The sequence below is a fragment of the Paenibacillus sp. FSL K6-2393 genome, assembly GCF_038002545.1.
Classification (GTDB): Bacteria; Bacillota; Bacilli; order Paenibacillales; family Paenibacillaceae; genus Paenibacillus.
Window position 1 is genome coordinate 4,344,710 of the sequence record NZ_JBBOCU010000001.1, and the last position, 25,329, is coordinate 4,370,038.

The 25,329-nt window shown below is 38.0% G+C and carries 32 protein-coding genes and 1 pseudogene; 1 reads left to right on the forward strand and 32 read right to left on the reverse strand.

Annotation, left to right across the window (positions count from 1 at the left end):
• Positions 1-24 precede the first annotated feature (24 nt).
• The 10 genes from MHI14_RS19020 to MHI14_RS19065 all read right to left on the reverse strand — a co-directional run bounded on the left by MHI14_RS19020 (position 25) and on the right by MHI14_RS19065 (position 5,535).
• The gene (locus MHI14_RS19020) at positions 25-612 is read right to left on the reverse strand and encodes a helicase (protein ID WP_341131038.1); all 588 of its coding nucleotides are present in this window, start codon (positions 610-612) and stop codon (positions 25-27) included.
• A 186-nt stretch (positions 613-798) separates the two neighbouring features.
• Positions 799-1,065 carry a DinB family protein gene (locus MHI14_RS19025; RefSeq protein ID WP_341131039.1) on the reverse strand — a complete coding sequence of 89 codons (267 nt, stop codon included), beginning with the start codon at positions 1,063-1,065 and terminating at the stop codon, positions 799-801.
• Positions 1,066-1,079: 14 nt separating this feature from the next.
• Positions 1,080-1,295 carry a hypothetical protein gene (locus MHI14_RS19030; RefSeq protein ID WP_341131040.1) on the reverse strand — a complete coding sequence of 72 codons (216 nt, stop codon included), beginning with the start codon at positions 1,293-1,295 and terminating at the stop codon, positions 1,080-1,082.
• A 317-nt stretch (positions 1,296-1,612) separates the two neighbouring features.
• On the reverse strand, positions 1,613-2,596 hold the full coding sequence (locus tag MHI14_RS19035; RefSeq protein WP_341131041.1) for a phosphotransferase enzyme family protein: 984 nt from the start codon (positions 2,594-2,596) through the stop codon (positions 1,613-1,615).
• A gap of 167 nt (positions 2,597-2,763) precedes the next feature.
• Entirely contained in the window at positions 2,764-3,165 is a 402-nt protein-coding gene (locus MHI14_RS19040) for an NUDIX hydrolase (protein ID WP_341131042.1), read from the reverse strand.
• A gap of 53 nt (positions 3,166-3,218) precedes the next feature.
• Complete coding sequence (locus tag MHI14_RS19045; RefSeq protein WP_249911034.1) at positions 3,219-3,647, reverse strand: hypothetical protein; 429 nt, start codon at positions 3,645-3,647, stop codon at positions 3,219-3,221.
• A 43-nt stretch (positions 3,648-3,690) separates the two neighbouring features.
• Positions 3,691-4,215, reverse strand: coding sequence for a DNA topology modulation protein FlaR (locus MHI14_RS19050; RefSeq protein WP_249911035.1), 525 nt, complete (start codon positions 4,213-4,215; stop codon positions 3,691-3,693).
• Between the two features lie 205 nt (positions 4,216-4,420).
• Positions 4,421-4,624 carry a helix-turn-helix domain-containing protein gene (locus MHI14_RS19055; RefSeq protein ID WP_249911813.1) on the reverse strand — a complete coding sequence of 68 codons (204 nt, stop codon included), beginning with the start codon at positions 4,622-4,624 and terminating at the stop codon, positions 4,421-4,423.
• Positions 4,625-4,727: 103 nt separating this feature from the next.
• Positions 4,728-5,129: a GNAT family N-acetyltransferase gene (locus MHI14_RS19060; protein WP_076330751.1), complete on the reverse strand. Its 402-nt coding sequence runs from the start codon at positions 5,127-5,129 to the stop codon at positions 4,728-4,730.
• A gap of 184 nt (positions 5,130-5,313) precedes the next feature.
• Positions 5,314-5,535 carry a helix-turn-helix domain-containing protein gene (locus tag MHI14_RS19065; RefSeq protein ID WP_179086413.1) on the reverse strand — a complete coding sequence of 74 codons (222 nt, stop codon included), beginning with the start codon at positions 5,533-5,535 and terminating at the stop codon, positions 5,314-5,316.
• A gap of 153 nt (positions 5,536-5,688) precedes the next feature.
• On the opposite strand from MHI14_RS19065, the gene MHI14_RS19070 reads away from it, so the two are divergent.
• A complete protein-coding gene (locus tag MHI14_RS19070; RefSeq protein ID WP_036609138.1) occupies positions 5,689-5,976 on the forward strand; it encodes a hypothetical protein in 288 nt (95 codons plus the stop codon).
• 183 nt (positions 5,977-6,159) lie between these two features.
• On the opposite strand, the gene MHI14_RS19075 is transcribed toward MHI14_RS19070, so the two are convergent.
• The 22 genes and pseudogenes from MHI14_RS19075 to MHI14_RS19175 all read right to left on the reverse strand — a co-directional run bounded on the left by MHI14_RS19075 (position 6,160) and on the right by MHI14_RS19175 (position 25,177).
• Entirely contained in the window at positions 6,160-6,651 is a 492-nt protein-coding gene (locus tag MHI14_RS19075) for a GNAT family N-acetyltransferase (protein ID WP_249911036.1), read from the reverse strand.
• A gap of 257 nt (positions 6,652-6,908) precedes the next feature.
• Complete coding sequence (locus tag MHI14_RS31150; RefSeq protein ID WP_445670344.1) at positions 6,909-7,205, reverse strand: lysozyme inhibitor LprI family protein; 297 nt, start codon at positions 7,203-7,205, stop codon at positions 6,909-6,911.
• A complete protein-coding gene (locus MHI14_RS31155) occupies positions 7,166-7,543 on the reverse strand; it encodes a hypothetical protein (RefSeq protein WP_445260316.1) in 378 nt (125 codons plus the stop codon). Before MHI14_RS31155 ends, MHI14_RS31150 begins: the two co-directional genes overlap by 40 nt.
• A gap of 205 nt (positions 7,544-7,748) precedes the next feature.
• Complete coding sequence (locus tag MHI14_RS19085; RefSeq protein ID WP_341131043.1) at positions 7,749-8,399, reverse strand: DUF4304 domain-containing protein; 651 nt, start codon at positions 8,397-8,399, stop codon at positions 7,749-7,751.
• Positions 8,400-8,609: 210 nt separating this feature from the next.
• A complete protein-coding gene (locus MHI14_RS19090) occupies positions 8,610-9,152 on the reverse strand; it encodes a GrpB family protein (protein WP_341131044.1) in 543 nt (180 codons plus the stop codon).
• 154 nt (positions 9,153-9,306) lie between these two features.
• Complete coding sequence (locus MHI14_RS19095; protein ID WP_341131045.1) at positions 9,307-10,329, reverse strand: phosphotransferase; 1,023 nt, start codon at positions 10,327-10,329, stop codon at positions 9,307-9,309.
• 163 nt (positions 10,330-10,492) lie between these two features.
• Positions 10,493-11,293: an inositol monophosphatase family protein gene (locus tag MHI14_RS19100; RefSeq protein WP_341131724.1), complete on the reverse strand. Its 801-nt coding sequence runs from the start codon at positions 11,291-11,293 to the stop codon at positions 10,493-10,495.
• 185 nt (positions 11,294-11,478) lie between these two features.
• Entirely contained in the window at positions 11,479-12,006 is a 528-nt protein-coding gene (locus MHI14_RS19105) for an AAA family ATPase (RefSeq protein WP_339312815.1), read from the reverse strand.
• A gap of 68 nt (positions 12,007-12,074) precedes the next feature.
• Complete coding sequence (locus tag MHI14_RS19110; RefSeq protein ID WP_339309161.1) at positions 12,075-12,707, reverse strand: hypothetical protein; 633 nt, start codon at positions 12,705-12,707, stop codon at positions 12,075-12,077.
• A gap of 174 nt (positions 12,708-12,881) precedes the next feature.
• Positions 12,882-13,345, reverse strand: a pseudogene (locus MHI14_RS19115) (VOC family protein).
• Positions 13,346-13,432: 87 nt separating this feature from the next.
• Entirely contained in the window at positions 13,433-14,200 is a 768-nt protein-coding gene (locus MHI14_RS19120) for a nucleotidyltransferase domain-containing protein (protein ID WP_341131046.1), read from the reverse strand.
• A gap of 202 nt (positions 14,201-14,402) precedes the next feature.
• On the reverse strand, positions 14,403-15,239 hold the full coding sequence (locus MHI14_RS19125; protein WP_133384372.1) for a Cof-type HAD-IIB family hydrolase: 837 nt from the start codon (positions 15,237-15,239) through the stop codon (positions 14,403-14,405).
• A 139-nt stretch (positions 15,240-15,378) separates the two neighbouring features.
• Complete coding sequence (locus MHI14_RS19130; protein ID WP_341131047.1) at positions 15,379-16,005, reverse strand: Type 1 glutamine amidotransferase-like domain-containing protein; 627 nt, start codon at positions 16,003-16,005, stop codon at positions 15,379-15,381.
• Between the two features lie 219 nt (positions 16,006-16,224).
• The gene (locus MHI14_RS19135; protein ID WP_289392094.1) at positions 16,225-16,629 is read right to left on the reverse strand and encodes a DUF4259 domain-containing protein; all 405 of its coding nucleotides are present in this window, start codon (positions 16,627-16,629) and stop codon (positions 16,225-16,227) included.
• A gap of 216 nt (positions 16,630-16,845) precedes the next feature.
• Positions 16,846-17,490 carry an HAD hydrolase-like protein gene (locus MHI14_RS19140; RefSeq protein WP_091031713.1) on the reverse strand — a complete coding sequence of 215 codons (645 nt, stop codon included), beginning with the start codon at positions 17,488-17,490 and terminating at the stop codon, positions 16,846-16,848.
• A gap of 238 nt (positions 17,491-17,728) precedes the next feature.
• Positions 17,729-18,448, reverse strand: a complete 720-nt coding sequence (locus MHI14_RS19145; RefSeq protein WP_091031715.1) for a ferritin-like domain-containing protein — start codon at positions 18,446-18,448, stop codon at positions 17,729-17,731.
• A 585-nt stretch (positions 18,449-19,033) separates the two neighbouring features.
• Positions 19,034-19,474, reverse strand: coding sequence for a hypothetical protein (locus MHI14_RS19150; RefSeq protein WP_133384367.1), 441 nt, complete (start codon positions 19,472-19,474; stop codon positions 19,034-19,036).
• 413 nt (positions 19,475-19,887) lie between these two features.
• Complete coding sequence (locus MHI14_RS19155; RefSeq protein WP_341131048.1) at positions 19,888-20,550, reverse strand: hypothetical protein; 663 nt, start codon at positions 20,548-20,550, stop codon at positions 19,888-19,890.
• Between the two features lie 164 nt (positions 20,551-20,714).
• A complete protein-coding gene (locus MHI14_RS19160; protein ID WP_133384365.1) occupies positions 20,715-21,614 on the reverse strand; it encodes a restriction endonuclease in 900 nt (299 codons plus the stop codon).
• A 319-nt stretch (positions 21,615-21,933) separates the two neighbouring features.
• Positions 21,934-23,031 carry a Gfo/Idh/MocA family protein gene (locus MHI14_RS19165; protein WP_341131049.1) on the reverse strand — a complete coding sequence of 366 codons (1,098 nt, stop codon included), beginning with the start codon at positions 23,029-23,031 and terminating at the stop codon, positions 21,934-21,936.
• Positions 23,032-23,093: 62 nt separating this feature from the next.
• On the reverse strand, positions 23,094-24,266 hold the full coding sequence (locus MHI14_RS19170) for a Gfo/Idh/MocA family protein (protein ID WP_341131050.1): 1,173 nt from the start codon (positions 24,264-24,266) through the stop codon (positions 23,094-23,096).
• On the reverse strand, positions 24,263-25,177 hold the full coding sequence (locus tag MHI14_RS19175) for a sugar phosphate isomerase/epimerase family protein (RefSeq protein WP_341131725.1): 915 nt from the start codon (positions 25,175-25,177) through the stop codon (positions 24,263-24,265). The genes MHI14_RS19170 and MHI14_RS19175 overlap by 4 nt, the downstream gene beginning before the upstream one ends.
• Between the last annotated feature and the right edge of the window lie 152 nt (positions 25,178-25,329).

A 25,329-nucleotide genomic window follows, 5' to 3' on the forward strand; every position in this document is an offset into this window, starting at 1 on the left:
TTTGTTTTTGATATCCATTGATCTTCACTCCTTTCCTTTCAAAACATCTTCCTGATCCTCATACAATAGAAGCTGATCCCTGCAAAAGATAAAGCGATCATGAGGGCTCCAAATATGCAAATGGTCGGCAAGATATCCTCGTAACCATAACTTGTCGTTTATTCGTCTGAGATAAAAACCTTTTGGAAAATCGTTATCCTCCGTAAGGGCTTCAGATGCTATAGTAATGGAGCCGGACGGAGCTTTGTAACCGTCTGAAATATTGGTAGAACATATCTCGGGCTGATCCAAATATTGCATTCTTAGATAAGGTCCTAACTCAACCGGACAACATTCTAACCCAAGATCATTTGCTCTTCGAAATAGCTGAAAAGTCGTAGCGCCATCCGAAAATCCAAGTTGTCTGACGGTTAACTCAACCGTTTGCAAGCTTTGCTTTCTACTGGAAACCATAAATCTCTCATCATTTAATAACTGTTCTCCATATTTATTCAATGAAATAGAGTATTGATCCAGTTTCTGAATAAGCTGTGGCTTTGTTAAGCCGCCAATGTCTACAGTTCTTATTTCAACTGAACAGTCAGGGTATACGTTCTCATCTTCAATCAACATCCGTATCCCCCCCTAATCTAGATTCACTTCTATTTGACTTTATATATCAAATGCAGTCACTCACCTAGTTCTGAATCCGTTTACATACAGATCTTAGGTGATTGATAGCAGCAGATCAAGGCTCCTCAGAAATTCAACTCACAATTCCCCATATGTTACCTCCACACTTGAGATGTGTATAAGACCCTACCACCCTTGCGATGTTATACAAGATTTAATTTGAGCAATATGATGCTGCCCGTGCCATACAAATCTTTGAATCGCGATATCCAGTGTAATTGTACCTAACACTTCTGTTCGGAGTTTTCGTCTAAACTGATCGGGATGTACACCATACAACAGCGTGAGAAATCGCTTGTGTAGTATCTCCATCAGCAAAATTGAATCTTCGATGGGCGTATTCCTGTAATCATGTAAAGATGCCCATAAATCCTCTCGATATGAGTTTGCCATCGGTTCATCTTCAGTTAACGCTCTCTTGAACCTTGGTGCACAATCTGTGTGATCGTCCAACCGCCATCACGATAAGGAGTACAAAGTTGATCATCATTAAGATGTAGTGTAATCTCTCTTAAGGTCTTCGTAATTCCGGGAATTTGACCAATGATGTGGATTCGGTCCTCATTAGAGAATTTAAGACTTGGCTCAAAGTGTCCATCCGGAAAGCGTACATTTTCATCCAAAGTTGACCACCTCTCCATTTCTCTACTATAGAACCAAATCATATCCAATATAACCCACAATGTTCCATTTGCGAAGTGTAAAAAGCAAAAAAAACGCCCCTATCTTGGGTCGAATGGTGTTTGTCTAGAACATCACCAACCAAGATAGGAGCGACTTTAAGGTGGAGTCTACCATAATGCAGAGCTTATGGAGTGTCATAAGGAGTCGTTTTCTCTCAAATTTATTGCGGTCTCGTCTTCGGGCGAGGAAGTAAACCCGATGCGTTAATGTATTGTTAGATCACTCTCATCTACTTTTTAACGCCAGCCCTCTTATCCTATAATTGGATATCACATCCATCAAAAGGTTTGTCACTTTCAATACGTTTTACCGCTTCAATAATAGCATTCTTCTGAAAATCAGTAAGATTCTCTTCATTCCCATTCCAATTGGTAAGCCACCAAAAGAAGGAACTAATATTTCTATATTCCATAAACAAAGGAATCCTCTGGATCCATTCTTGCTCTATACTATTCTGCTTTATATAACCTTGTAGAAATTCATTTAAGAAATGCTTTGCAAATTCATCTTTCGATCTCCAAGCCTTAAAATGTGAACCCCACCAAACAGCGTGAGTAGCGGCGATTCCAATATCAAGTGCAAACCACCCGTACAACGAATCATCAAAATCAAAAACAGTTATTTTTCCTTGATCGATAAGAAAATTATAAGGATGAAAGTCATAATGGATCAGACCATATGATTCTTTATCCTTAGGCAAGTTTTTCATTTCCTCTTCAATTGTTCTGAGTTTATTGAGGAGTATTTGATAATTACCAAAATGTAAATGTGGATTGTTTATTTCCGCCACATTCCATTCCATCCTTTTGTATTTCAAATCGCCAGGATCATAAGATTTTGTCAACCGATGCATTGACCCCATTGTTTCGCCCCATGTTTTAAACAAGCTCTGTCCCCATAATTGTGGATCGCTATCGAAAAAAATTCCAGGGGCTCCTTCAAACACAGTCGCAATATAGCACTTTTCATAGTCCTTACATACAGCAGTTAATTCACCTTCTATAGTTTGGATTGGCAAAGATGCATGAATGCCTCTTTCAACTAAATACCGTACCCAATGGACTTCTGCCTTAATATTAAGTTCAAATTCAACTGGTTTTTCAGATAAACGTAAAAAATATTCCTTATTCCCTTTGTTAAACCTATATACTTCATTACAAGAATTGCTTACGAACTTTAACGTATTAGTATCAAATCCAAATGAATTAGCTGCTTGAGAAAGTATTTCATTACCAACCAAAATGATTCTCCTTTTCTACTTCAATGTTATTTCATTCAAGTGTGAGTTTCGGAGTGTTTCATCTAACGTTCCTGTATTCACTAACCAGCTTACGCAGGGTGTGCGGAGAATGCCGGACCAAGGACGAATGTCCGATGCGTTAATGTATTGTGATCTGATGGATGCCCTTATTCTGAAAATTCAATCAAAAATGGATGGCTTTTCTCATCTAATGCATTTTGAATTCTGTCATAGAAATTCCCCCATGTTATCATTTGCTGAGCTTCTTCTAAAGTAAAGTAGCCCACCTCTTCACTTTCATCACTGGTAGTTAAAGCTCCACCAATCGGTTTTCCAGTAAATATATTGTTGCATACGCCGCGCGTTATATTCTGATACAATCCACAAAATTTAATTAATTCAATGTCAATCCCTGTTTCCTCTTTCACTTCTCGAACTGCTGCCTGCCTAATAGTCTCTCCTTCTTCAACACAACCTTGAGGCATTTCCCAACCTCTTCGACCTTTCATGAGTAAAATCTCATTATGTTCATTGAGAACGATTACACTTGCAGAAACGATAAATTTCATTCTAATTCCTCCTATGATGTTTTAAATAACCACTCTTCCTCCAAAAGCTACAGCTAAATGCCTAGAACTGAAACATAATCTTGAGTTGTTAATTGCTTTTTAATCCATACAACAAACTCTATAATTAATTCACGAAGTCTCTGAACACTATTGAGAAAATCTTGTTGAAACTCATCTTTAGAACTGCCAAAGAAGAAATACACATGTTCATTTATTAATTCCATTGTTACTTTTTCATCAAGGAGATTAGCGAACGTTTTCAAATCCTCAAGGATCACCTCCCACGTTTTTCGATGTATTTCGTTAAATGCATAATGATCATATCCAGAAAATATACTTTCAATTGTTTTCTCTATATAGCCGAATACTTCTTCATCAAAGTAAATTGAGTTTTCATTCCAACATTGCCCAAGGTACTTCCCGGGTAAAACTTCAATATAACCAGTTCCTTCAAGTTCTTCCCGATCTCTTATTATCTTCATTGTTCACCCTCGTTAAGTAGTTTCGCCGATTTCAAATGGGGAGCTATATGATTATACTGCCTTCATTGAGTAAACTTATCATTTTCCTGTTGGTTTTTAAGATTATCACTTTGTCTTTATACGGGGACAAGAAATCGCAGATCTCTTTTCGATTTGTGCTATTAAATTTATGATTCCAGATAAGCATTTCAATGAGTCCTCTTAATGTTTGCTTGTATATAGATCTTTCTACGCCTATTCCTTGTTTAACAAATCTCATGATAATTCTAAAATGTCGAATCAACACATTAGTATCGAGGTAATAAATTACATCTGCTCTTGAAAAGCTATCAGAAAGCCATTTATAATATACTCCCTCTACAATCCAACTATCATTATCAATTATTTTATGTAGTAATTTATCTCTCACGTCTGGAGGATTCTTCCCTGAAAATTCCACTCTACTGCTCCACATTACTGTATCTAGTTCGTAATATTTTATATTTAATTTCTCTGATAAAACTTGACCAAGATATGTTTTTCCGCTACCAGTTGAACCTATAATATGAATTCTTAAAGGTCTAGACATAATTAGCTTCTCCTCTTTAATTTATTGCAGTGATTTCTAATCACCTTCCTGTTTTTATGCAGTTCAACAAACTCGGAGGTGTCTACCATAATATCAACTTCGAAATCCATCCAGCAGACCAAGACTCCATTAGGAGCCGCTGCTTGAATATTATGTTATACGACGGAATCTCAACTTTGAGTAACCAGCAGATGTTATCATCCCATCATTGATCTGCTATATGCTCCAATAGATCTCCAGGCTGACATCCCAATGCCGTACATAATTTATCAATTACTTCTAAAGATACATACTCATTCGTATTAAGTTTTGCCATTGTTGCCGATGAAATCCCCGTAATTTTCAATAAATCCTGCTTTTTCATCTCCCTGTCAATCAATAATTTTTGAAATGGTTTATAACTTATCATCTGGTATCCCTTCATATCCGAATTGAAGTTTTATATAGCGACCTTCTCAAAAACAACTCCATCTATAATCGATTCTCGTCTGATCGGAATCTTTACTTCAATGCTATACCATATCTGAAATAAACATGGCTTTAGTTCCTTCTTCTGGTTTAAATCCAAATAATCCATAGAATTTTTCTGCACTATCATAAGATATAAGCACTTTTGTTTTGATATTAGAATATCGACTAAGCATTTGTTCCATCATTCTTTTTCCAATTCCTAAAGATTGATATTCTTTGTGTACTAACATGTAATGAAAATATACTGTCATCACGCCGTCAGACAATGCATTTATTAAGCCAACTAATTTGGTATCATCCCATGCAGTAATAACCGTATGCGAGTTGTTTATTGCTTGTCTAAGATCTTCTGGGAAATCTCCTGATTTCCAGTCCACCGAATGAAACAGTTCTTGAATTGCCTGTGTATCAATGTCTTTTATTTCTTTGAACATGATTGTCATTATATTGCTCCTATGCTTGTTGTTTGGATTGGGAGTATTGGACAACGTTTCTATATTCAAGAACCCCGAAGGGATGTTTGCTGAAACTCTTCTCGAAATCCATCCGCAGCCCCAGGCTCCCAAGGAGCAATGTTTGAATATTATGTTATAGGATGGAATCGCTTCTCGAATTGACCTTCACGATTTATTTTTCTCCTGGTACGTATTCAATCAAATCAGATAATTTACAATTAAATGTATCGCATAGCTTGAATAAGGTTTCCAGCTTTGTTGTTTCTATATTTGTTTCCCTATAGAGCTTATTGATCGAATTCCGACTTAAGCCCGATTTTGCCATCAATTCTGTTATATCATCTATTCGATGTTCCGCCATGAGTTCTCGTATATTACACTTGATTATGTTCATCTTTTCCCCTCCATAATTCTATCTTATCTTTCATATTAGCAATCATCAACAGAAAGCAAAGTTTTAACTCTACAAAGTCAAATATTCACCTTGTAATTAACCTTGAGGGGTTATATAATAACTTTATAGAGTTAATTAAAGGAGGAACAACATATGATTAATACAGTAGAATCATTAACAGAACCACTGATAAGAATACGTTTAGATTTGCTCTATACTAAGCTTCTGGAGTGTCATAGGGAGTACACTCAGCTTTCTGCTGAGACAGATGAATATTTTAAAACACTTCGTGATGCTTTGCCCGATCAACTTCAACATACAGTTTTTCTTTACGAAGACGCACAAATCTCACTCCAATCCATCCTAGAAAGAAGTATCTACATACAAGGTTTCAAAGATGCCCTACAACTATTTAGTGAATTGCAGAATTCTAGTATTTAGAGGGTTATATGACCCTCTTTTTCTATTGTTTTTGATTCTGTCGTATAACATACCCGTTTTTACGCCCCCTGCGAGGCCATTTCCTTGGAATCCTCGGTTGGACCTAGAGTTAGCACCAGTCAGTTCATGTGTGAATATGAGTTTAGTGATGCTGTACTGAATTAGCCCGCAATATAAATGCCTTTAATATCTTGTACTAAATTCTTGTACATATTTTTTTCGATCTTGTACATAGTGTTCAGTGTAGTTAGTTCCTTTAAAACCTTCTATTACACTTCTCCAAAATGTCCTTGCCGGAAGATTGCTCTCCATTTGCGAAATCTTCCAATTCGCTTTGTACATTTTAAATGCTTCTATTGCTGCTTTACGACCTATACCTGATCTTCTGTATTTCTGTAAAACCATAAAATCGTATATCACATGCGTCGGATCTGGATCAGTATCCATATTCTCAAAAAGGACTACTATAAAACCAACGATTATACCTGCTACTTCTATAAAAAATGGATTCCATCTTTCGTCGCCTTCCCAATAATAATCTATGTTTACTTCAAATTTTCCGTTTCTATCTATATCTCGACCTGTATATTTACTGAAGTCATACTCGTACAATTCATATAAATTGATTAGTATACTTTTATCTTCAGGATTTACTGGGACAAGTTTTAATTCCATGTTTGCATCTAGCTCCTTTTTGTTTTTTCAATGCACTTTGCGGTTTCGCCTAACGTATGTCCATTGCTAACTTTGATTCCCATTAGATAGCTATTATCTTAGGAAAAATCAAAGTGTCGTCTGAATTCACTTCATCGAAACGTCTCAGGCGACCAAGGCGTGGTATCCCCGCAACTTGAATACATTGTTATGTTCCGTTACCCTCTTCGAAGTATCACCTAAAACCTTTGATCCAGATTCCAATTCTATTTTTTACTTTAGTATAAAAACTCAACTTCACCATCTAACAAATATCGATATTCAAATAATTGCATTGTTCTTTCCCTAATTCTCTCCCGTATAACCGTGCCTAGGCTTACCGATCCTTGTGATCCTAGGTAACCATTATTAATAAATGTCTTCTCTACAAATTTTGTTTCCCTTAAGTGATACTGTAGCCATTCTTTCTGCGATTCAATTAGTGCTTCTCTTGGTTCTCTATCCAACTTAGAAAGCAGCTTTTTATATATTTGATTCATTTCTTTATCCCAAATCTCGGTATATTTGCTTTCCAACGCCCCCCATCCCAATGTTGTAATAATCTCTTTGGAAGTTTATTAAATTCCACTTCATAATCATGATCTATAGGATTTCGAAGCATTTCATCATAAAAATCTCCAGTCGAATCATAGTTCCCAATACTCATGGATAACACTTGATTATTAGAAGGATCTGATTGACCTTCAGTTATTTCTTTCGATTCTGTTCGATTACCTGTACTCACTACATCAGGAGGCAGTTCAGAATTCATTATTGATTTAGTTTCGCTGTTCATGGTAGTCAATTGACTACTATTTTGGCAAGATGAAAACACTATCGTAATAAATAATAAGAAGAGTATCTTACCTTTCATAAATTATCTCCTTAAATATTATCTTTGATATTTACCGATAATGGGGCATAACGTTGTTGTATCCATGACCCTCCCACCGACTTAAGAGACCAATTGGAGCGGCCGCGATGCGGTTAGTCTTACGGATGTGTCCGCTAATTCTCTCCCCTGCCGATTGCTTCTCGCGGACCGTGGAGCCTTTAGGCGCCGAAGCACGGATATGATGTTAGAAACTCCCTAGACCTATGGCCTCAAAGTCCTTAATAAGTCCTTTTGCTTCCCCAATATTATTTAATCCCCATTGAGCATAATCTTTCGCGTCCCTATCATTACCTAGAAATTTATGCGTTCGTGCAATTAACAAAACCAACCTTGAATCAAGTGGAGCTCCAAAATCTTCAATCTTCTTAGATCTAGCTATTATCTCGGCCAATGAAATTGATGTAATCATCCTAGGATCATTAAATTGAGAAAAATAACTCATTCCTTGATCCAAAAATAACTGTGTCATTTCATCTATAGTAACTATTGCATCCTCGTCTGTTTCTCCGTATTGAAACCATCTTTCACGCTCCACTGTAAAAAATCTCTTAAACCAATTTGCTTTTTTATCAAGACGTTTTCTGAATTCACAATCATAGGTCGTGATTTCATTCGAAGACTTAAATTCACCAATAGAATTCGGGAGAAAATCTAGATGTACCCCCATCTCCATAACACAAGATCCACCGGATTTATCTGCCTGAATCACCAGAGTGTAAATAAAGTGATTATCAGTTGTCTTAACAAAATGATGATCGGTTCCCATAAACCCAACCTCATGTAGTTTTGGAGCAAAATACACCCTAATTACCTTTCTAAAATCTTTAGTATTCACGTTTTCATATCCTTTGTGAGATTTTCGATAACGTTGTTTTATTCACAAACCCGAGAGGTTAAAGAGCACCAGCGACTGGGTCGAAGACCTAGCATCGTAGGAGTTGTCTGTCTGATACGAGTTCCGCGAAATATCTCTAACTGACCAAGGGGCATTAGCCCCTGCAGCGTGGTTAATTTGCTATCGGATGTTTTAGTCCCATTGAGCAACCTACAAGTTCTTTCCATATTCATTAAGTACTTTATTTACAAATTCGGTCTTCCCATCCGTATAAGACTGACGATTTTCTCTATATTTAATAGCAAGTTCTTTCTTTAGATTGGCATATTCGACTACAAATTCGGGATTGCTAATTAATGCATCTCTGAAGGATATATGTCTTAATAACTCTTTGCTCTCTTTATTACAAACATATAAATGATGTTCAGGTTTCTGTATTTTTACTATACTATAAGGAACATTTGCATCTTTTCTTGCAAAAGCTTCTCTGTTCTCAACACCCAAATTCCCTTCATGATAGTAACCTAAACTTTCTAATCCTTGAATTACATCTGGAAGCAAGTCCATAGAATCAATTACTACATCAATATCTAAAATAGGTTTTGCCGCTAGTCCAGGTACTGCGGTACTACCAACGTGCTCAATTCTAAGTACTAGATCCCCGAGTCTTTGTTCTATGATGGATTTCAGATCAGAAAACATTTCAGGCCATTCATTGTTGTAATCTTCAATAATTATTGTTTTTTCACTCATCCTTGAGATGCCCCCAAAAAATAAAGTATTTACGAATATTTCCGATAACATTCCTGTATCTACGAACCCGAGAGGCGTAAGATGTATCGCGCCGGGTCCGACGGATTTAACCTCGCAGGGCTGTCGCTGACTAGTCCGAATTAACCCACAATCATTATTTAAAGATAGTTGTGAATATCTCTTCGAGATTCTCCCACTCATTCCCTATCCAAATCATTTCCTCGATAAACCGACTCATTGCTTTATCTTGACTATACTTTTCATGTACCCACTTAAACTCTTTGTACCAAGTTAATTTAATCGATAGTACCAACTGTTCTATCGTAAGATTAGTATGAATTCTATAACCATCAATGTATGCCCTAGTTGACTCAACATTTAATTTCCCGTCATCTAAAAGTGCACTTGAGAGTATTGCGCGGGAAATGTCGAAATCTGAATATACGTAGTGTAGTCTATCAAAATCTAAAATATCTTCTAGCCTATCTTCGTGAAATAATAGATTGTCGACATGCATATCCCAATGCGCCCATCCTTTAGCACACTCATTAAATATATCCAAATCTAATTCTTTAAGAATAATTCTTTGATTCTCTATAGCTTCTATGTATCTTTGATTAGTAATTTTTTTCATTTCATTTAGATTTGCTTGTATCTTTTCAGACATCTCTGCCTTTGAAGGTAACTCCCACTGTAAGTATGGTAATTTCGGCATATGTGTTTTCATCCACATATGCATACGACCAGTAGCTTCACCAAGACTATACATCTGAAGACTGTTTAATTGCCCTGCTTTTATTAAATTCCCTGTGCTAAAACCAGAAATCATATAATCCTCGCCGGAAAATGTGGTATGAATATATTCACTGTTGAAACTATATACTGGCTGACAAGGAATTCCATCAAGATGCATAAGATGTTGATACTTCAGTGCGTCTCGAACCCCATCTAATCCGCGTCGATACCTTATCTTGCAATATTGTTTAACAAAGATGGACCCAATATTAGTTGTCATAATCCACTTTAAATTACCATAACCCAAATAGTTTGATTCAACTGCATGTACAATCCATCCATATTTTGTTTCGATATCTTTTATAATTTCGTTTTGTACGGATTTAGTATTTATAACACTCATCATTTCACCATCTTTCGAATAAATTAATTCCTTATTCACGACTCGAGAATCTTAAGTGACCGAAGCGAACGGGTCGCCAGACTTATGCTCGCAGGGGTATCCGGCTGTTTTCACTTTCCTGCTAATCGCTTCTCGCGGATCGAGGAGCTGTCAAGCTCTGAAGCGTGAATATAATGTTAAATGAAATCAGTTGCTTCTAGCGTTAACTCAATCCTTCTCTTACAATTTGCAATAGTTCTTCTTTGTGGTCTGGGTGACATGCAATTAGATAAGGTTCTTCTTTCATTCCATTAAACTTATTTCCTTCAAAATCTATAACAAGCCCCCCTGCTTCCTTAACCATTAAGATACCTGAATACAAGTCATCACCCTCAGAATTGTACAGAACAATTCCATCAATATCTCCTTTGGCCAACATACACCATTGAAGCGTTGGAGCCCATAATCTTAACATTCGTTTAAATCTAATATCAATGTGTTGTCTTAGTTTTACTGCTTGTGGGTCGTTTTGTACTCTGTGACCTTGAATCCAACCTATATTTCCTTTGAAAATATTAGGGTTACTCTTAATTTGTATTTGTCGATTATTGCAGCTTGTCCCTTCACCAATAACAGATACAAATAAACGTTCTGTTAGAGGTTCATAGACCACTCCAATCACAGGCTCTCTTTTGTACATTAAGGTAATTGATATCGAAAAAACAGCTAAACCAATTGCAAAATTATTAGTTCCATCTAAAGGATCAATTAACCATAACCAATCGTGCTTAGTTCCAATAACCCCTGCCTCTTCACTGTGTATCTGATGATTTGGAAATACGTCTTGTATTTGTTTGATGATGATTTCTTCACAGATATGATCTACTTCAGTAACCACATCCCCAAATTCATCTTTAGATCTCAGTTCAACAAAGTTATCAAATTTCTCTTTAGAGATTAGACCTGCTTCGCGAATAATTCTTATTGCTATCTCTTTTGCGGTTTGAATAATCTTACGATCCATTACGCACCTCATATTAATTTTGATTTTAACTGATTTCTTTTGAATTTCATGTGTTCGGATCATTCCAATTCCAATTTCTTCTGTTGAATTTACCTCTTTTAATTCACCTCTAACTTCTGCCGAATCGAGGGTAGCTTGATGCCTGAACATTGTGTTATGTGGAGTCAGTCACTACGTTGAATTACTCACAAATTGATTTTTGAAACCTTTCTTAAAATTATTCTTATAACTTCTTCTGTTTCTTTATTATCTGTGTCAATATGTTCTTGAAATTTAATATCTTTAAATGCAATTAGACCCGCGTTTGTTTGCTTCTGATACCAAAAATCAAATTTGTCTCCACGTTTTTCAATTCGTTTTTTGATCATCTCTTCAGATGCTAAGAGGCAAAAATGAAAAGTATCTCGATCGATACTTCTAAATCCATTTAATATGTAATTGAAATTTTCAGACTTATAAATGGTCATTGGAACAATAAGATGTTTCTTATACTTATTCATTAATTCTTTAGCTGTCTGTACTACAAGTATTCTCCATAGTTCCATATCCTGAAAGTCATCAGTTCGTTCTTCTTCAAAGTAGATGTCTTCTGTTATGATTTTTCTCAACATATATCCAATTTCTTCAGGATCATAAATCATACTATTAGGTATTAGAGGCTGCAGCTTTTGAGAAGTCGAGGTCTTACCGGATCCAAATGATCCATTAATCATAATAATCAAGTGATCACTCCTTCTGGTTTAGTTTTACATTGTGCACTTGACTGAGCTTGAACATGTGGTTAGGCGATGTCGTTGCCCTTCATGATTACCCTTACATACTCATCCCAATCCTTACCATCTGTATTGATTTCTATTGTTGGCACTCTTGAGATTTGAGCTTGATGTCTTAAAACATTTTGGATTTTTAATAATTCATTTACCGACGATCTTACATCTTCTTCTGTTTTATAGATCCATTCTTCGGGTTGTCTACTTTTAATTCTTTCTTCTACGACTTCGGGCGAGATTGTAAGCAAAATACACTTGGCACCTAAAGACTCAAGCTGTTCTTCTATTTTATTTATCTCATCCAAATCCGAATCTACAAATGCGGCTCTATGATTTAAATGAAACCTTTCCAGAACATAAAATAGTCCCCTAGATCCTCTAGATGCAGGACCAAGTTGAATTGCCCATTCGTTAAGTTTCTTTAGCATTTCAACCCGCTCTTTAAGTAACTCAATGTGTCCTTCTCGGGTCAGACTTACATATTCTCCATGTTTATTATTCAAAATTTGAGAATAATGTTCTCCAAGAATAACTACGCTCCGTTCTGAGGATTCTTCTTGTGATTGATAACGTTTAATTGCTTTTAATACTGAAGTCTTCCCGGCATTGGAGTATCCTTCAAGAATTATTCCTCTAATATGCATTTAAATCTCCTTCCACTAGCAATTATTTCGCTTAACGTTTCTATATTCATCGTTCAACGTAGTTGAATATATGATGAAGCGCTTTCACCCTGCAGACCAAGACTCCGCAGGAGCCGCAGCGTAAATATTATGTTATCTGATGCTGATACTTCTTTTAACTCCCCCATACATTCTTTAGTTTTTATCTTTCAAAAGATCTTCCCATTCTTCGATTGATAATTTATTGGCTATATTCTTTAAGTTTTCAGGGACACTTACAAAACACATAATTCTAAACTATTTCCATCTGGATCATTGAAGTAGACCGAAGCATTTCCCTGATTAGGCCTTACAAATGGATTTATTGAATCTCTTTTTCCAAATGGGACAGGCTCTATTTCAATAGTTTGAAGCCATTTCACACTGTCTTTAAGATCTTCATAACTCACTCGAAATGCTATATGCCTTAATGATGGATGATAAGAAGTGAGATACTCTTCGCCTTGCCATAGACCGACCCAACTCTTTTCTTTTTCAATCCAGAAGAAAGCTGTATCTTCATCTCTCCAGGCCAGCTCTAATCCTAATTTAGAATAAAATTCGATCGATTGATGTAAGTTACTTACTGGTAAATGTGCTTCATACAACCCAAGTATCATTTTTCTCCTTTCAATCTTGCCAGTGATGTCCCGACGGGCTTAGGGGCTGAATCGCTTCTCAGAGTGACTACGAGCGTCAATATGTTGTTAGCCAAATAAATTTCTGGAAGCAGCCATTGTGTTTAAGGCGTTCTCAAAATAGCTATATACTTCATCTGCGATTTCCAGAAACTCTTCAACAGATACATCGCTATCCAAGTAACAAGCATACAGATACTCAACTAAAGCGGAGTTAATCTCACAATAGTTTAATATGGCATTCTTCATCTTAATGATTTCATCTTCCCATACCCCTGTATCTTCTAAAACCAAAGAGTATAATGCACGAATTAATCTCTTAGAGTAACCTTTAATATATCTAGTTTTCATTGAGTGATCACTAACATTAGAAAGTGAACGATGTACACGATCTACTTCCTCCTTGGTATCTGTATTTAAGTCTAAAATGAATTCTGGAGAAATTATGATCGGGGGTACTTTTTCACCAATGTCCTCCCCATGTATGCAAACACAAATGATCTTAACCCAAAAACCCCAATCGTTCGGTCTACTTAATACATCATCAATCGAGCAAATGATCGTATCCATCTTAGTGACGAATGGATATTCTTCCAAAAGCCTGTCTTTGATATTTGACAATCTTTCGTAATCAATATCTTCGGGATTTGCACATACAATAGTAAAGTCTGCATCTGACTTAAAAGGTTGAGCTGTTCCTTTTGGAATCGAGCCACACATATAAATGCTATGAATCTTACCTTTAAATTCGTTAAGTATATGATCTATATACTTATCAACCAAATCCTTATATTCACTTTGTATTGCAATTCTATTTATAACTTTTTCTAATATCATATAGACTCCTCCTAGAATAAGAACTTCTTTCGGCTAAACGTTGTTGTATTCCTGACGTTCAAGCAGCTTACCGTAGGGAACAGGTTAATAGACTTAGCTGATTGAATGTGTCGCCTTAATTAACTTCTCCGATATCCTTCTTGGCGACCGAGGAGCAAGTGCGACGGTGTATGAATCTATTGTTAGATAAAGTAACCTTGAGTTACCCACAAAATCTTTCTAGACTTACAGCAACACCGTTTTCATCATTATTAACGGTTATTTCATCAGCAATTTCCTTTAATTCCCTAATCGCATTCCCCATAGCAATAGAATATCCAGCCTTCTTAAAGAGGCCTACATCATTATGATCGTCACCAAACACAATGACGGAATCCAATTCTACATTATATAATTCACAGAGTTTAGTAATTGCCATTTCCTTAGATGCCAGAAGAGGCATGATTTGTACTAGTTTATTATTATCCGTAATTAGTATATTCACTCTACCCTGGAATTTTTCAATCAATCCAGAACTGTAATTATTGCCAGAAAGGAGTATCTTCGTAGCATCATATTGCTTTAATTCTTTTAAAGGTTTTACTACGGGGTTTGATTGTGTGTTCATTGAGCTAATATAATCAAGCTCTCTTAAACTAAACCACTCATCCTTCACTTCCATAGTCAGCTCAATTTGAGGGTCACACTTCAAACAGTAATCAAGAATTTCTGTAGTTACATGAGCAGGGATTGATTCATTAATTTCTATCTTTGTTTCCTTACATATCACTTGAGCTCCGTTATAATATACAAAAGCCCCGATATCTACTAATCCTTGTGGAAGCAACCAATTAACCGCCCTCGGCGGTCGAGCTGTTGCAAATATTATTCTCATTCCTCTCTGATAACAAGATAAGACCGCATCTATGTTTCTCTTAGATACTTCTTTTTTTGAATTTAATAATGTTCCGTCCAAGTCAAGAACTACAGTTGAATACTTCAATGAATCAACTCCCAATACAAACTTCTTCGTTATTTTATCTACCGTTGTTGTATTCACGACCCGTGAGGCTTAAAGGAGCGACTAAGTCGAAGACTTAGCCTCGCAGGAGTTGTCTGCTCCAAACCCACTGGCAGAACAAGGGGCTTACCCCGCAGCATGAATAAGGTGTTAGCAAGATTTCAGGGGCTTATTCGATTCAATGTGCTTGGTTCATTATGATTGAGATATATTCTTCATCTTTAAGCCTTGTCACTTCACAGTTCTCATTGGATTCAAATTCTACTATTCTCTCTTCAATTGTTTTATTAGTACTATCTTTAAATATGTCCTCTCGATCATAGTGAGGAAAAATAAGCTTGTCGGTTACACCTAATGCCTTAAAATCCGTTAAATTCATTGTGTTCATCTGTGGAGTAAAGAAATCGACAATGTTAATATTCGGGCCCAGTAATAACGTTCCTGCACTTACTCCAACTATAATTACATTCTGTGCAGCCAGTGTTTTAATAACTTCATCAGCACCACTTTTCTTCGCGTAATACAATAATGTAAATGGATTTCCACCATTGATATATATAACATCTCTATGTAAGAGAATTTGCGGGTCATCAAATTCTATATCTACAAAATTGATATGCTGAAATCCCATGTCCTTAAACTCTTGCATTGCTCTTTGTGCATATCTATTAGTTTCTTTTCTAGGGGATGCTGTTGTAATAATTGAGACTTTTAATTGAGAAATATCTCCATCAATAAAATCCAGAAATTGATTTTTAATATCTTCAGTATAAAAACCACAAGAGGTTAGTAACAAGCTACTCATTGAAATCCCCGCCCTTAAATAATAGTTATCTTAATCTTTATAATTTATTTAAGCATTCCCCTGATTTCTGCTAACGTTTCTTTATTCATGAACCCCAAAGGGGTTGTCTGCCGAAATTGCCTCATTGGAATCCTTCCAGCAGACCAAGGCTCCAACGGAGTCGCAGCTTGAATATTTTGTTATGTGAAGTTCCCTCTTCTCGAAAAGCTATCAATTTCTTTACAATCGATTTTCTAAGTCATTTATTGTATTTAACCAGATTGGGTATTCTTCTGATTCTTCCCATAGCTCTTTTAGTTCTGAATCTTTCTTAATTTTCTTAACTGCTCGTTTAGCTTTTGAAATGAGTTTTTTTCCTTTTCCTTTATGTTTATCGATCCAGTCATATAGATCCTCTGTATTACTTTGATTATTCAAAATTTCTGTCCCAGGATTACCTTGTAATGCTACAAGGATCTCAATTGCGCCTAAAGCATTGGAAGCTAAATCTGACTCAATATAATCTTCTTCTAATACTTCTTCAATCGTCTCTTCAATTAATTCGATGTCATCAGAATCAAGTAAATCTGCCTTCCAATCTAATACATTATCGTTCTCGAAAATTCCAGTTCCCCATGCTCCCATCAATTAACCTCCAAAAAGTGTCATTATGTTTTAAAGCTATTATGGACATAGCGTTCCTGTATTGATGAACCCCGAATGGGTTGTCTGCCGAAATCCCTTTTCGAAATCCTTCCTGCAGACCAAGGCTCCATGAGGCGCCGCTACTTGAATATGATGTTATAGGATCTCAGCGTCTTCTTCGAAAATACTTACACTAATATTCCACTTCCCATGATGTTAAATATATTTTTTCAATTCAAGTAAATCATCAATAATATAATCCGCTTGTTTAAGCTCCCATTCTTGGGCAAAGTCAAATCGACAACCAAAAGCCTTCAATCCATTGTTTTTTGCTGCATTGAAATCAGAGATCCTGTCACCAACTACAGCAGCGTTGTTGATGTGATATTTCATAAGGATATATCTAACTAAGTCATCCTTATTCTGAGTCTCTATTTGTTGGATGCTAAAGGTTTCTGTCACCCAATTATTTAACTTGTAACAGTTAACGATAGCATTGAGGTATTCGATTAGTCCATTACTTGCAATAAAAATTAAGCAGCCTTCCTGTTTTAAAAAATCAAAAACTTCTTTGACATGCGGATAAAGCGCACCTTTGCCATAATTAATATTTGCAATTAGCTTCTCTAGGAAGATCTCGTCCACAATTCGTCTGATTTCGTTTGAATGGTTCGGTAGTAGCGTTTCCCAAACTACTGGTAGAGGAACTCCCATAATTTCACGATATTTTTGAGTTGGAGTTTCACTCGACCATTCGTTACGAGACCTCAAGACAGAAAACGTTTCTTCTAACGATAACTCTAAGATTTTGTTTGTTTGAAATAGTGTACCATCCATATCGAAAATAACCGCTTCCAGCATGATTTCACTCCTATTCAGAGTTTGAAAAATTTATTTTGTATTTTTATACGCTGATTTCCTATAACGTTACTGTATCCACGACGCCCCACCGACTTAAGCCACGTTAGGGAGCGACCGCGATGCGGTTAGTCCGTGCGGATGTGTCCGCCTGATTCCACTTCCCTGCCAATTCCCTTCGGGCTGACCGAGGGAGCGCCAGAATCCAAAGCTTGGATATAATGTTATCTGACGTAAACCTCTACAGTGAATTAGCTATAATCTTCTTTGTTAGGTTAAACTCATGACGGCATTCATAGTAATAACTTTTGAGTTTATATCCCCCAGCTTTAAATACAGGCTTATGTTGATACCACACTATAATTAGCGTTCCTTCAAAAAGGATTCTACGAAGGATATAAACTATTCTGTTAAAGAGAACGTTCCTATTTTGAGCAAATTTATGAAGAGTTTCGGATTGAAACTGAACATGTTTCTCCTCATCACTTAAAATCTGATTACATAAATCTATTAATACTTCTGACTTTGTAGATTTTTGCAAAGCTTTATAGTACAACTTAGCAATGATCTCAGCAGTTAATAGAACAATGACTGATTGTTCTAGACTCGCATATTGACGTAATCTTCTAAATACATTGTCCACCCAATGTCTACGGAGGAGTGGGATTCCCTGTAACTTCATAAATCTGCCTAGATCTCTAGCGTGCCTCTGTTCTTCTTTAATGAATTCTATAAGCGCTTCATAGTAATCCTGATCTTGTGTCTGATGTACATATTCTTGCGCACGTTTAATTAGATGTTTACCTTCAGAGTTTTCTCCTAATTGAAACTGTTGAATTGACTTAATGATTATTTCTCTTTCATTAGTTGTTAATTTATAGTTGTCATCCCAATGAATATATTTGAGGTTTTGATTATTTCTTCGATAATATTGAACCCATGCCGAGAAAGTGATATTCATTATTTGCTCCTAAAATGTAATAGTTTTATGTCAGATAACGTTGCGCATTTCTGACGTCCAAACGGCTCAAGGACCGGAGGTCCGGGTGGCTTTGCCACTTAGCCGGTTGGATGTGTCGCCTGATTCCACTTCTCCGAAATCCCTCTTGAAGACCGAGGAACGTCAGCGACGAAGCAAAATGCATTGTTATACGCTGCCCCTTCTTCTTCGATTCCACATCCTTATATGTCTTGTGTGTTTTATGTATTTAATATGTCTTTACGTGTTTTGTCTCTTGGTTCTATCTTTTGCTCCTATCAAATCCGTTTCCGCATAGGAAAGATCCCCTCATTTACTCTCGTACGCCTTCAGCAGTATCAACTTTGGTTTGTTTAGTAACTTCATCCAATGAATGCTAGCCTTATAAGAGGCTCGTGTTCCTCGGACCGGAGATTTGCCGATGGCTTATTTCAGATTCCTGCTCACGTTGGACACGCCTGCCTTAAGCTATGGCTTACTTCTAACCTCACCATTCGAGACCTAATCCTTGATATAGAATACATGCTGAACGCACAATCAAAATTTAAGAGGATTGTTGTCCTCCCTTTAATTCGCAATAGACACATATGTATTAATGACATGCACAATACCAAAAAGTACTGTTGGTATAATAGCCAGATAATTTTGAAGCCAAATCTCAGCTAATATAAAATATACTACCGGGAGAACGGCCATCCCCAAAAAAACAATCGAGTTTGCGTTGCCTGTAAAATACAATATCCATAGCCCATAATAAAAAATCAACATTATTGCCATACCAATTATATAAGGACATCGCATTTCAGATGCTTGTTTTCTTACAACAAATATCAGAAGAAAGAAAAATATCGCCTGACTTCCGTGCTCCAAAACATCTAAAATCAAATGGCTATTTGCATTGTTTCCTGATATATCTGACGCAGGAATTAAAAAATAAAATACATTTGGTATCATTGGCAATAAAAAGATTATCAGACCCTTCCATGAAAAGCCAAAATGATAATTCATTTGATCCTCTCTTTCGCATAATAGAAATATTCTATAGTTTGCACTTTATTATGAATCCGCTTCTCTGGTATTTCTCTTGATGACCAAGGAGCATAACTAACGATGTGGAAATTTATTGTTATATGGTACACCTTCTAATATTCCGTTCATCTTGGTTTTCAACTGCTACGTGTAAATGTATTCTTTCACCTATATTTATTATTTGTTATTAATTGGTTGCATGGTTTAACATTCTTAAGGGGTTGCGTATAACGTTACTGTATCCACGACGTCCCACCGATTTAAGCCCCGTCAGGGGCGGATGTGTCCTCTGAATCTGCTTCCCTTGACAATCCGCTTCTTGCGGACCCAGGAGCTGTAAGGTTCCGATGCGTGGATATGATGTTAGATGGTGGTCACGACTTCTTGAATTACTATAGAGGCAAGTTGTTTATCATTTTCTTTAGCTTCTGTTTCTCCGAATAAAAATTTTTCTGAGAACTAGAAAGACAATCCCACATTTGCTTCACTTTATAATCTGCTAATTCAAGAAGTTGGTCTTTATCCTTATTTTTCTTAATAGAAAATTTAAAATGGGACTTTATATGATTTATTTTGTACTTTTCCAACCTCCAAATTAATGTTGAAAGCTGTTTTGGAGTAAAGGCTCCATTATCTTTTAAGTATTTAATAAAGCTTTCAATCTCAAATTCATTATCAACTTTTGAGAGACTTACTAAGGAATTAATTACACTTTTTACTTTTGCTTCGGTTACTAGCTTGTTTTTATCTTTATTCACTTTCTTTTTTGCTTTCTCAGAGGATAGTAGCACCCCTTTATTATCAAGCACTCCAATCTCAAATCTATTGATACATTCTGACCCTATTTGAAGTGTATTTGAATTAATTATATTTACAATTTCAAATTGATATCTAATGTGTGGATGATCACATAATTCACACGTTTCTTCTGCAATTTCAACATCATACATATCACCTTCGTAAACCCATTCTTTTAAAGCCTTTAGCACATCAATTTGTTCTTCACTTACAGGGAGGATATTATTTTTCACTCTTTCCAGCCAAGTTGAATTCATTTAATCACCTCCTTTAAAAATGTTCTTCGTGGCTTTCATCTAACGTTTCTGTATTCACGACTCGACGCATGTCGAGTGTCCGGCAAATGCCGGACCAAGGACGTATGTCCGCAGCGTGAATATTATGTTATAGGATGTCGGTGCTTTAAAGGTTTATAATCTATTCAATTGATCCCTTTTATGCTTTTTCTAATCTCTTCATCAGTAATCAATTTATTAATACTTCCGTCTTGATTTCTTATTAATAATTTATGCTTCCCATAAGGATCAACTTCAATTGTTTCATCAGTCTTTGAAAATGGAATACAATATGATAATCCTAACAATTCAATCAAATGACCAGAAATCTCAAGAAATTTCCCTTTCAACCAAAAAGAACCCTGTGCCATATCCTCAAAACCATTTTGTATATTAGTGGATGATAATTCACTTAACGACGTGATAACATTTCTATTCTCATCATAAAAATTTTCTATAAGAACTTGAATTTTACCTTCTACTAATTTTCCTTCTTTTATCAATTGGTCAATCTTGTCTTTTCCGTTCTCCGAAAAAATTGGTGTGTAAACAATCTCATCATCTTTGGGAGTAAAGATACTTATAATTACAAGAATCTTCATTATTCTTCCTTCTTCATCTAACTCTGTTGACGGTCTTAAATTGTACAATTGTATATCCTTCCCAAACATCTTCGAACTTGCTTCTGCATATTCCATGGCTGGCTTTGTATAGTCCGTTGCAGAAAAGAATGCTCCACCTGTTACTTCATTTAGATCCACTAAAGCTCCGCTTAACTTTTGAATATCTCCTCTCCCTACTTTTGCTCCCTTCACAGTATAATCCTTCGCCTCGCCCATTCTTTTTTTGGCTTCCTCTTCTAGCATCACATCTATTTGATATAATGTGTCGCTAAACTCTCCTCTAAGTTTTTCATCATGCGTCACCTTGCTATCTTTGTGTAGCAATTTCATAACAGCGGCTGAAATTTTCTCATATGCTTCTCCACTTTTTTTAGGCTTGAATCCAAAAAGCTCTTCAAATAAAATATCAATTTTTGAAGTCATTTTCTTCCCTCCAATAATTATTTAATACTCTTCTATACCTTTAATTGATAGTTCTTACCGATTTCCTATAACATCATATATACGAACTTCGTAAATACCTCTCTTTTCAAACAATATCCGAACTACATATAATATAACCCATATTAATCCATCTGCGAAGTCACAAACATACTCAAAAAAAGCAGCCCCCGTGAACTGTCCCATATGTTAGCCATAACTAACATGTAGGATGCAGTTTAACATTTGGGCTGCTCTTTCTTCACTCAACTTTACGGATAACCTTTAGTAATCAACCTTTGCTCCCCTTCACCTAAAACATTTACTTCGCTCCGCTACTCCACACCACGCGCTCTCTCATCGCTTTATGTTGTGCAATCAGACAGAGTTCTGCCGCTTTGAATGCATGTTCCTGTGTCATGGCGGTCTCGGTCCGATCCAGACAATCGCGAATGAGCTGACCGAAGAAAGGATAACCGACCTTGCCTTTTACATTGTAGCGGTACTCCCCTTCATGATTGACCAGGTACACCTGATCCCCCTGAGGTTCCCTTGCGATGTCGATATACTTCCGCAGCTCGATATAACCGTCCGTTCCCAGAATAACTGTACGCCCATCGCCCCATGTGCCCAGACCATCCGGTGTGAACCAGTCCACTCGGAAGTAACCGGACGCTCCGTTGTCCCCGATCAGAGAAGCTTCACCGAAGTCTTCCAGTTCCGGGAACTGTGGGTGATTGAAGTTATGCACACGACTGAACCCTACCTCAGCGTCCGTACATGATGCAAACGTCAGAAATTGTTCGATCTGGTGACTCCCGATATCACAGAGAATGCCGCCATACTGCTCATGCTTGAAGAACCAGTCGGGTCTTCCTCCGGCATTCAAGCGATGCGGGCCAGTACCCATAACTTGCACTACTTTGCCGATTGCCCCTTGTTCAATGAGTTGCCCCGCATAGATCGCACTTTCTACATGCAGTCGTTCACTGTAATACACCATGTACTTCTTGCCTGTTCGCTTCACTTCTTCCCGTGCAAGCTTTAATTGTTCCAGCGTGGTAAATGGGGCTTTGTCTGTAAAATAATCCTTGCCTGCGGCCAGAACTCTCATGCCAAGCGGCGCACGATCTGAAGTGATTGCTGCACTTGCCACCAATAACACCTCATCATCTGCAAGCACTTCGGCTTCAGATCCAGCAACTTGAGCCTGTGGGAACTGCTTCCGAAATGCCTCTACCTTCGCCGGGTCCGGATCATATACCCACTTGAGGGTAGCTCCAGCCTCCAACAATCCCCCAACCATGCCGTAGATGTGTCCATGATCCAGCGCAACAGCAGCAATAGTGAACTCACCCGGACCACATACAACCTCTTTTGTAACACTTTTTGGTGCATAAAACATCCCGTCTTTAGCCATGTCATCCCATCCTTTTTATAAAATGTTGATTACAATGAACTCGTCTATATAACGAATCGTCTTCATTTAAACGTCTGACTCAGATCAGCAGGTTGACTGCCACTGAATGCCTTGTCTTTCTTCGTCGTTGATCCAGCAATGCGTTCCTGCAGATGCTCATGGAACAGATCCTCATCGATCGGCAGATCCACCCAGTTATCCGTCCAGGTGGACAGCAACATAGCGTTCGATAACGTCAATCCGTGTATACCATCCTCACCGGGAGCAATAAGTGGTACGCCTGTACGAATCGCATCAACCCAGTTACGAATCAGACCCGGGTGCCCCGTTTCCACACCTGTAATCGGAATTTCACATTTCCAGCATTCTGGCTGTCCAAAACCTCCGGTAAACCGCTGATTGAATTCAGGCTCAGATTCCCGAAGTCGCCAGAACGTAAGTTTTCCGTCTTCGATCACGATTTTACCTCGGTCTCCGTTGACCTCGAATCGGTTCGTACCCGGTGCTTCGCCAGTAGTCGTTACAAAGACACCTGTTGCTCCATTTTCATACTCCACATAAGCCGTTACATCATCTTCCACTTCAATGTTCCGATACTTACCAAACGAACAGAAAGCACGCATTCGTACCGGCATCATGCCGATGGTCCACTGCCACAGATCCAGTTGATGCGGGTCCTGGTTAATCAGTACACCGCCACCTTCTCCTGCCCAAGTTGCACGCCAGCCGCCGGAATCATAGTAACTTTGGGATCGGTACCAGTTCGTAATAATCCAATTGGTACGGCGTACCTCGCCCAGTTCCCCCGACGCAATTAAGTCTCTTAGTTTAATGTAGAGTGGGTTGGTCCGCTGGTTATACATCATGGAAAAGACTTTACCGCTGGCTGCGGCTGCTTCATTCATCTTGCGTACCTGTTTCGTATATACACCGGCCGGCTTCTCAATCATGACATGCAAGCCATGCTTGAAAGCCTGAATGGCCTGTTCCGGATGATCATAATGCGGCGTTGCAATAATGACTGCATCAATCGTACCCGAGGCCATCATCTGCTCTGCATCCTGCCAATAGGTGACTGTTGCCGGAAGATGACTGGATACCCAGCTCTCCATCTCTCTTCTTACATCACATACGGCGACCAATTCCGCACCGGGTACTTCTCCAGCCACCAACGTTCTGGCATGTGCTGCTCCCATGTTTCCAATACCAATAACCGCTACTCGTACGATACTCATGACTGCTCCTCCTCGTCCACACGACGCTCAATTTCGGCGAAAACGTCTGCAAAATGCTGTAACATCGCCTTGGATTCCAAGGCACCACTAAAGTCCTCTATTCCGTAAAATCCGTCATACCCGACGGCACGAAGATCCCGCACCATCTGTACCCAATCGACCATGCCTTCAGTCAGCGGCGTCCAGTGACATTTCCAGGCTGTATTCAGAGCCACTCCGCTGTTCTTCTCCGTCACATTAGCCGTTTGCGAATCTTTCCCTTCTGCTTCAAACCACCCGGCATTCTTCACATGTACATGAGCCAGGTAAGGGCCTAACAACTCAAGTCCCATTCGATGATTCTCATATCCTTCATGCACCATATTGCCTGGATCGTACAATACACCCACATGCTGCGGGTCGAGCGATTGCACAAGCCGATAGGCCAGCGATGCGGTCGGTGCAATCGTCTGATGATGCGTCTCTACAATCGCCTTGATGTTGTACTGTTTGGCCAGATCTTGCACTTCACTCAGGTAATCAACGGCTTTACGATACAACTCAGGGTAACTGGTTTTGCGATCATATCCTGGAACACCCACACGCATCATAGATGCTCCTAATCCAGCCGCAGCCTGAAACGCCTGCTCGGTGGCAGACAAATCTCCACAGTTCAGATACGGTACAAGTGCAATGGATTTCCTGCCTTGCCCTACCGCCGCTTCACGAAAAAAAGGAACCTGTTCCTGCCAGCGGCTCGGATCTACAGAACATCGATTATTCCTCCAGTAAGAAGGCTCTTCAGACATAGCATCTTCAGGAATTCCACGGAATCTCCACTCAATTCCATCAATCCCCGCTGCAGCCGCAGCCGATGCCAATTCTTCTGCATTCAGATCAGGGGTAGCCACGGTGAATACAGACAGTTTCATCATGATCCATCTCCTTATGTAAACGTATTCATTTTATGTCGTAAACGCATTGTATCACTCCACTGAATGTCACCATAGGGGAAAACGGCAACAGATGAATGACAGATAACGAACAGAGCACATTCCCCATTCAGAGATAACTTTCAAAGAGA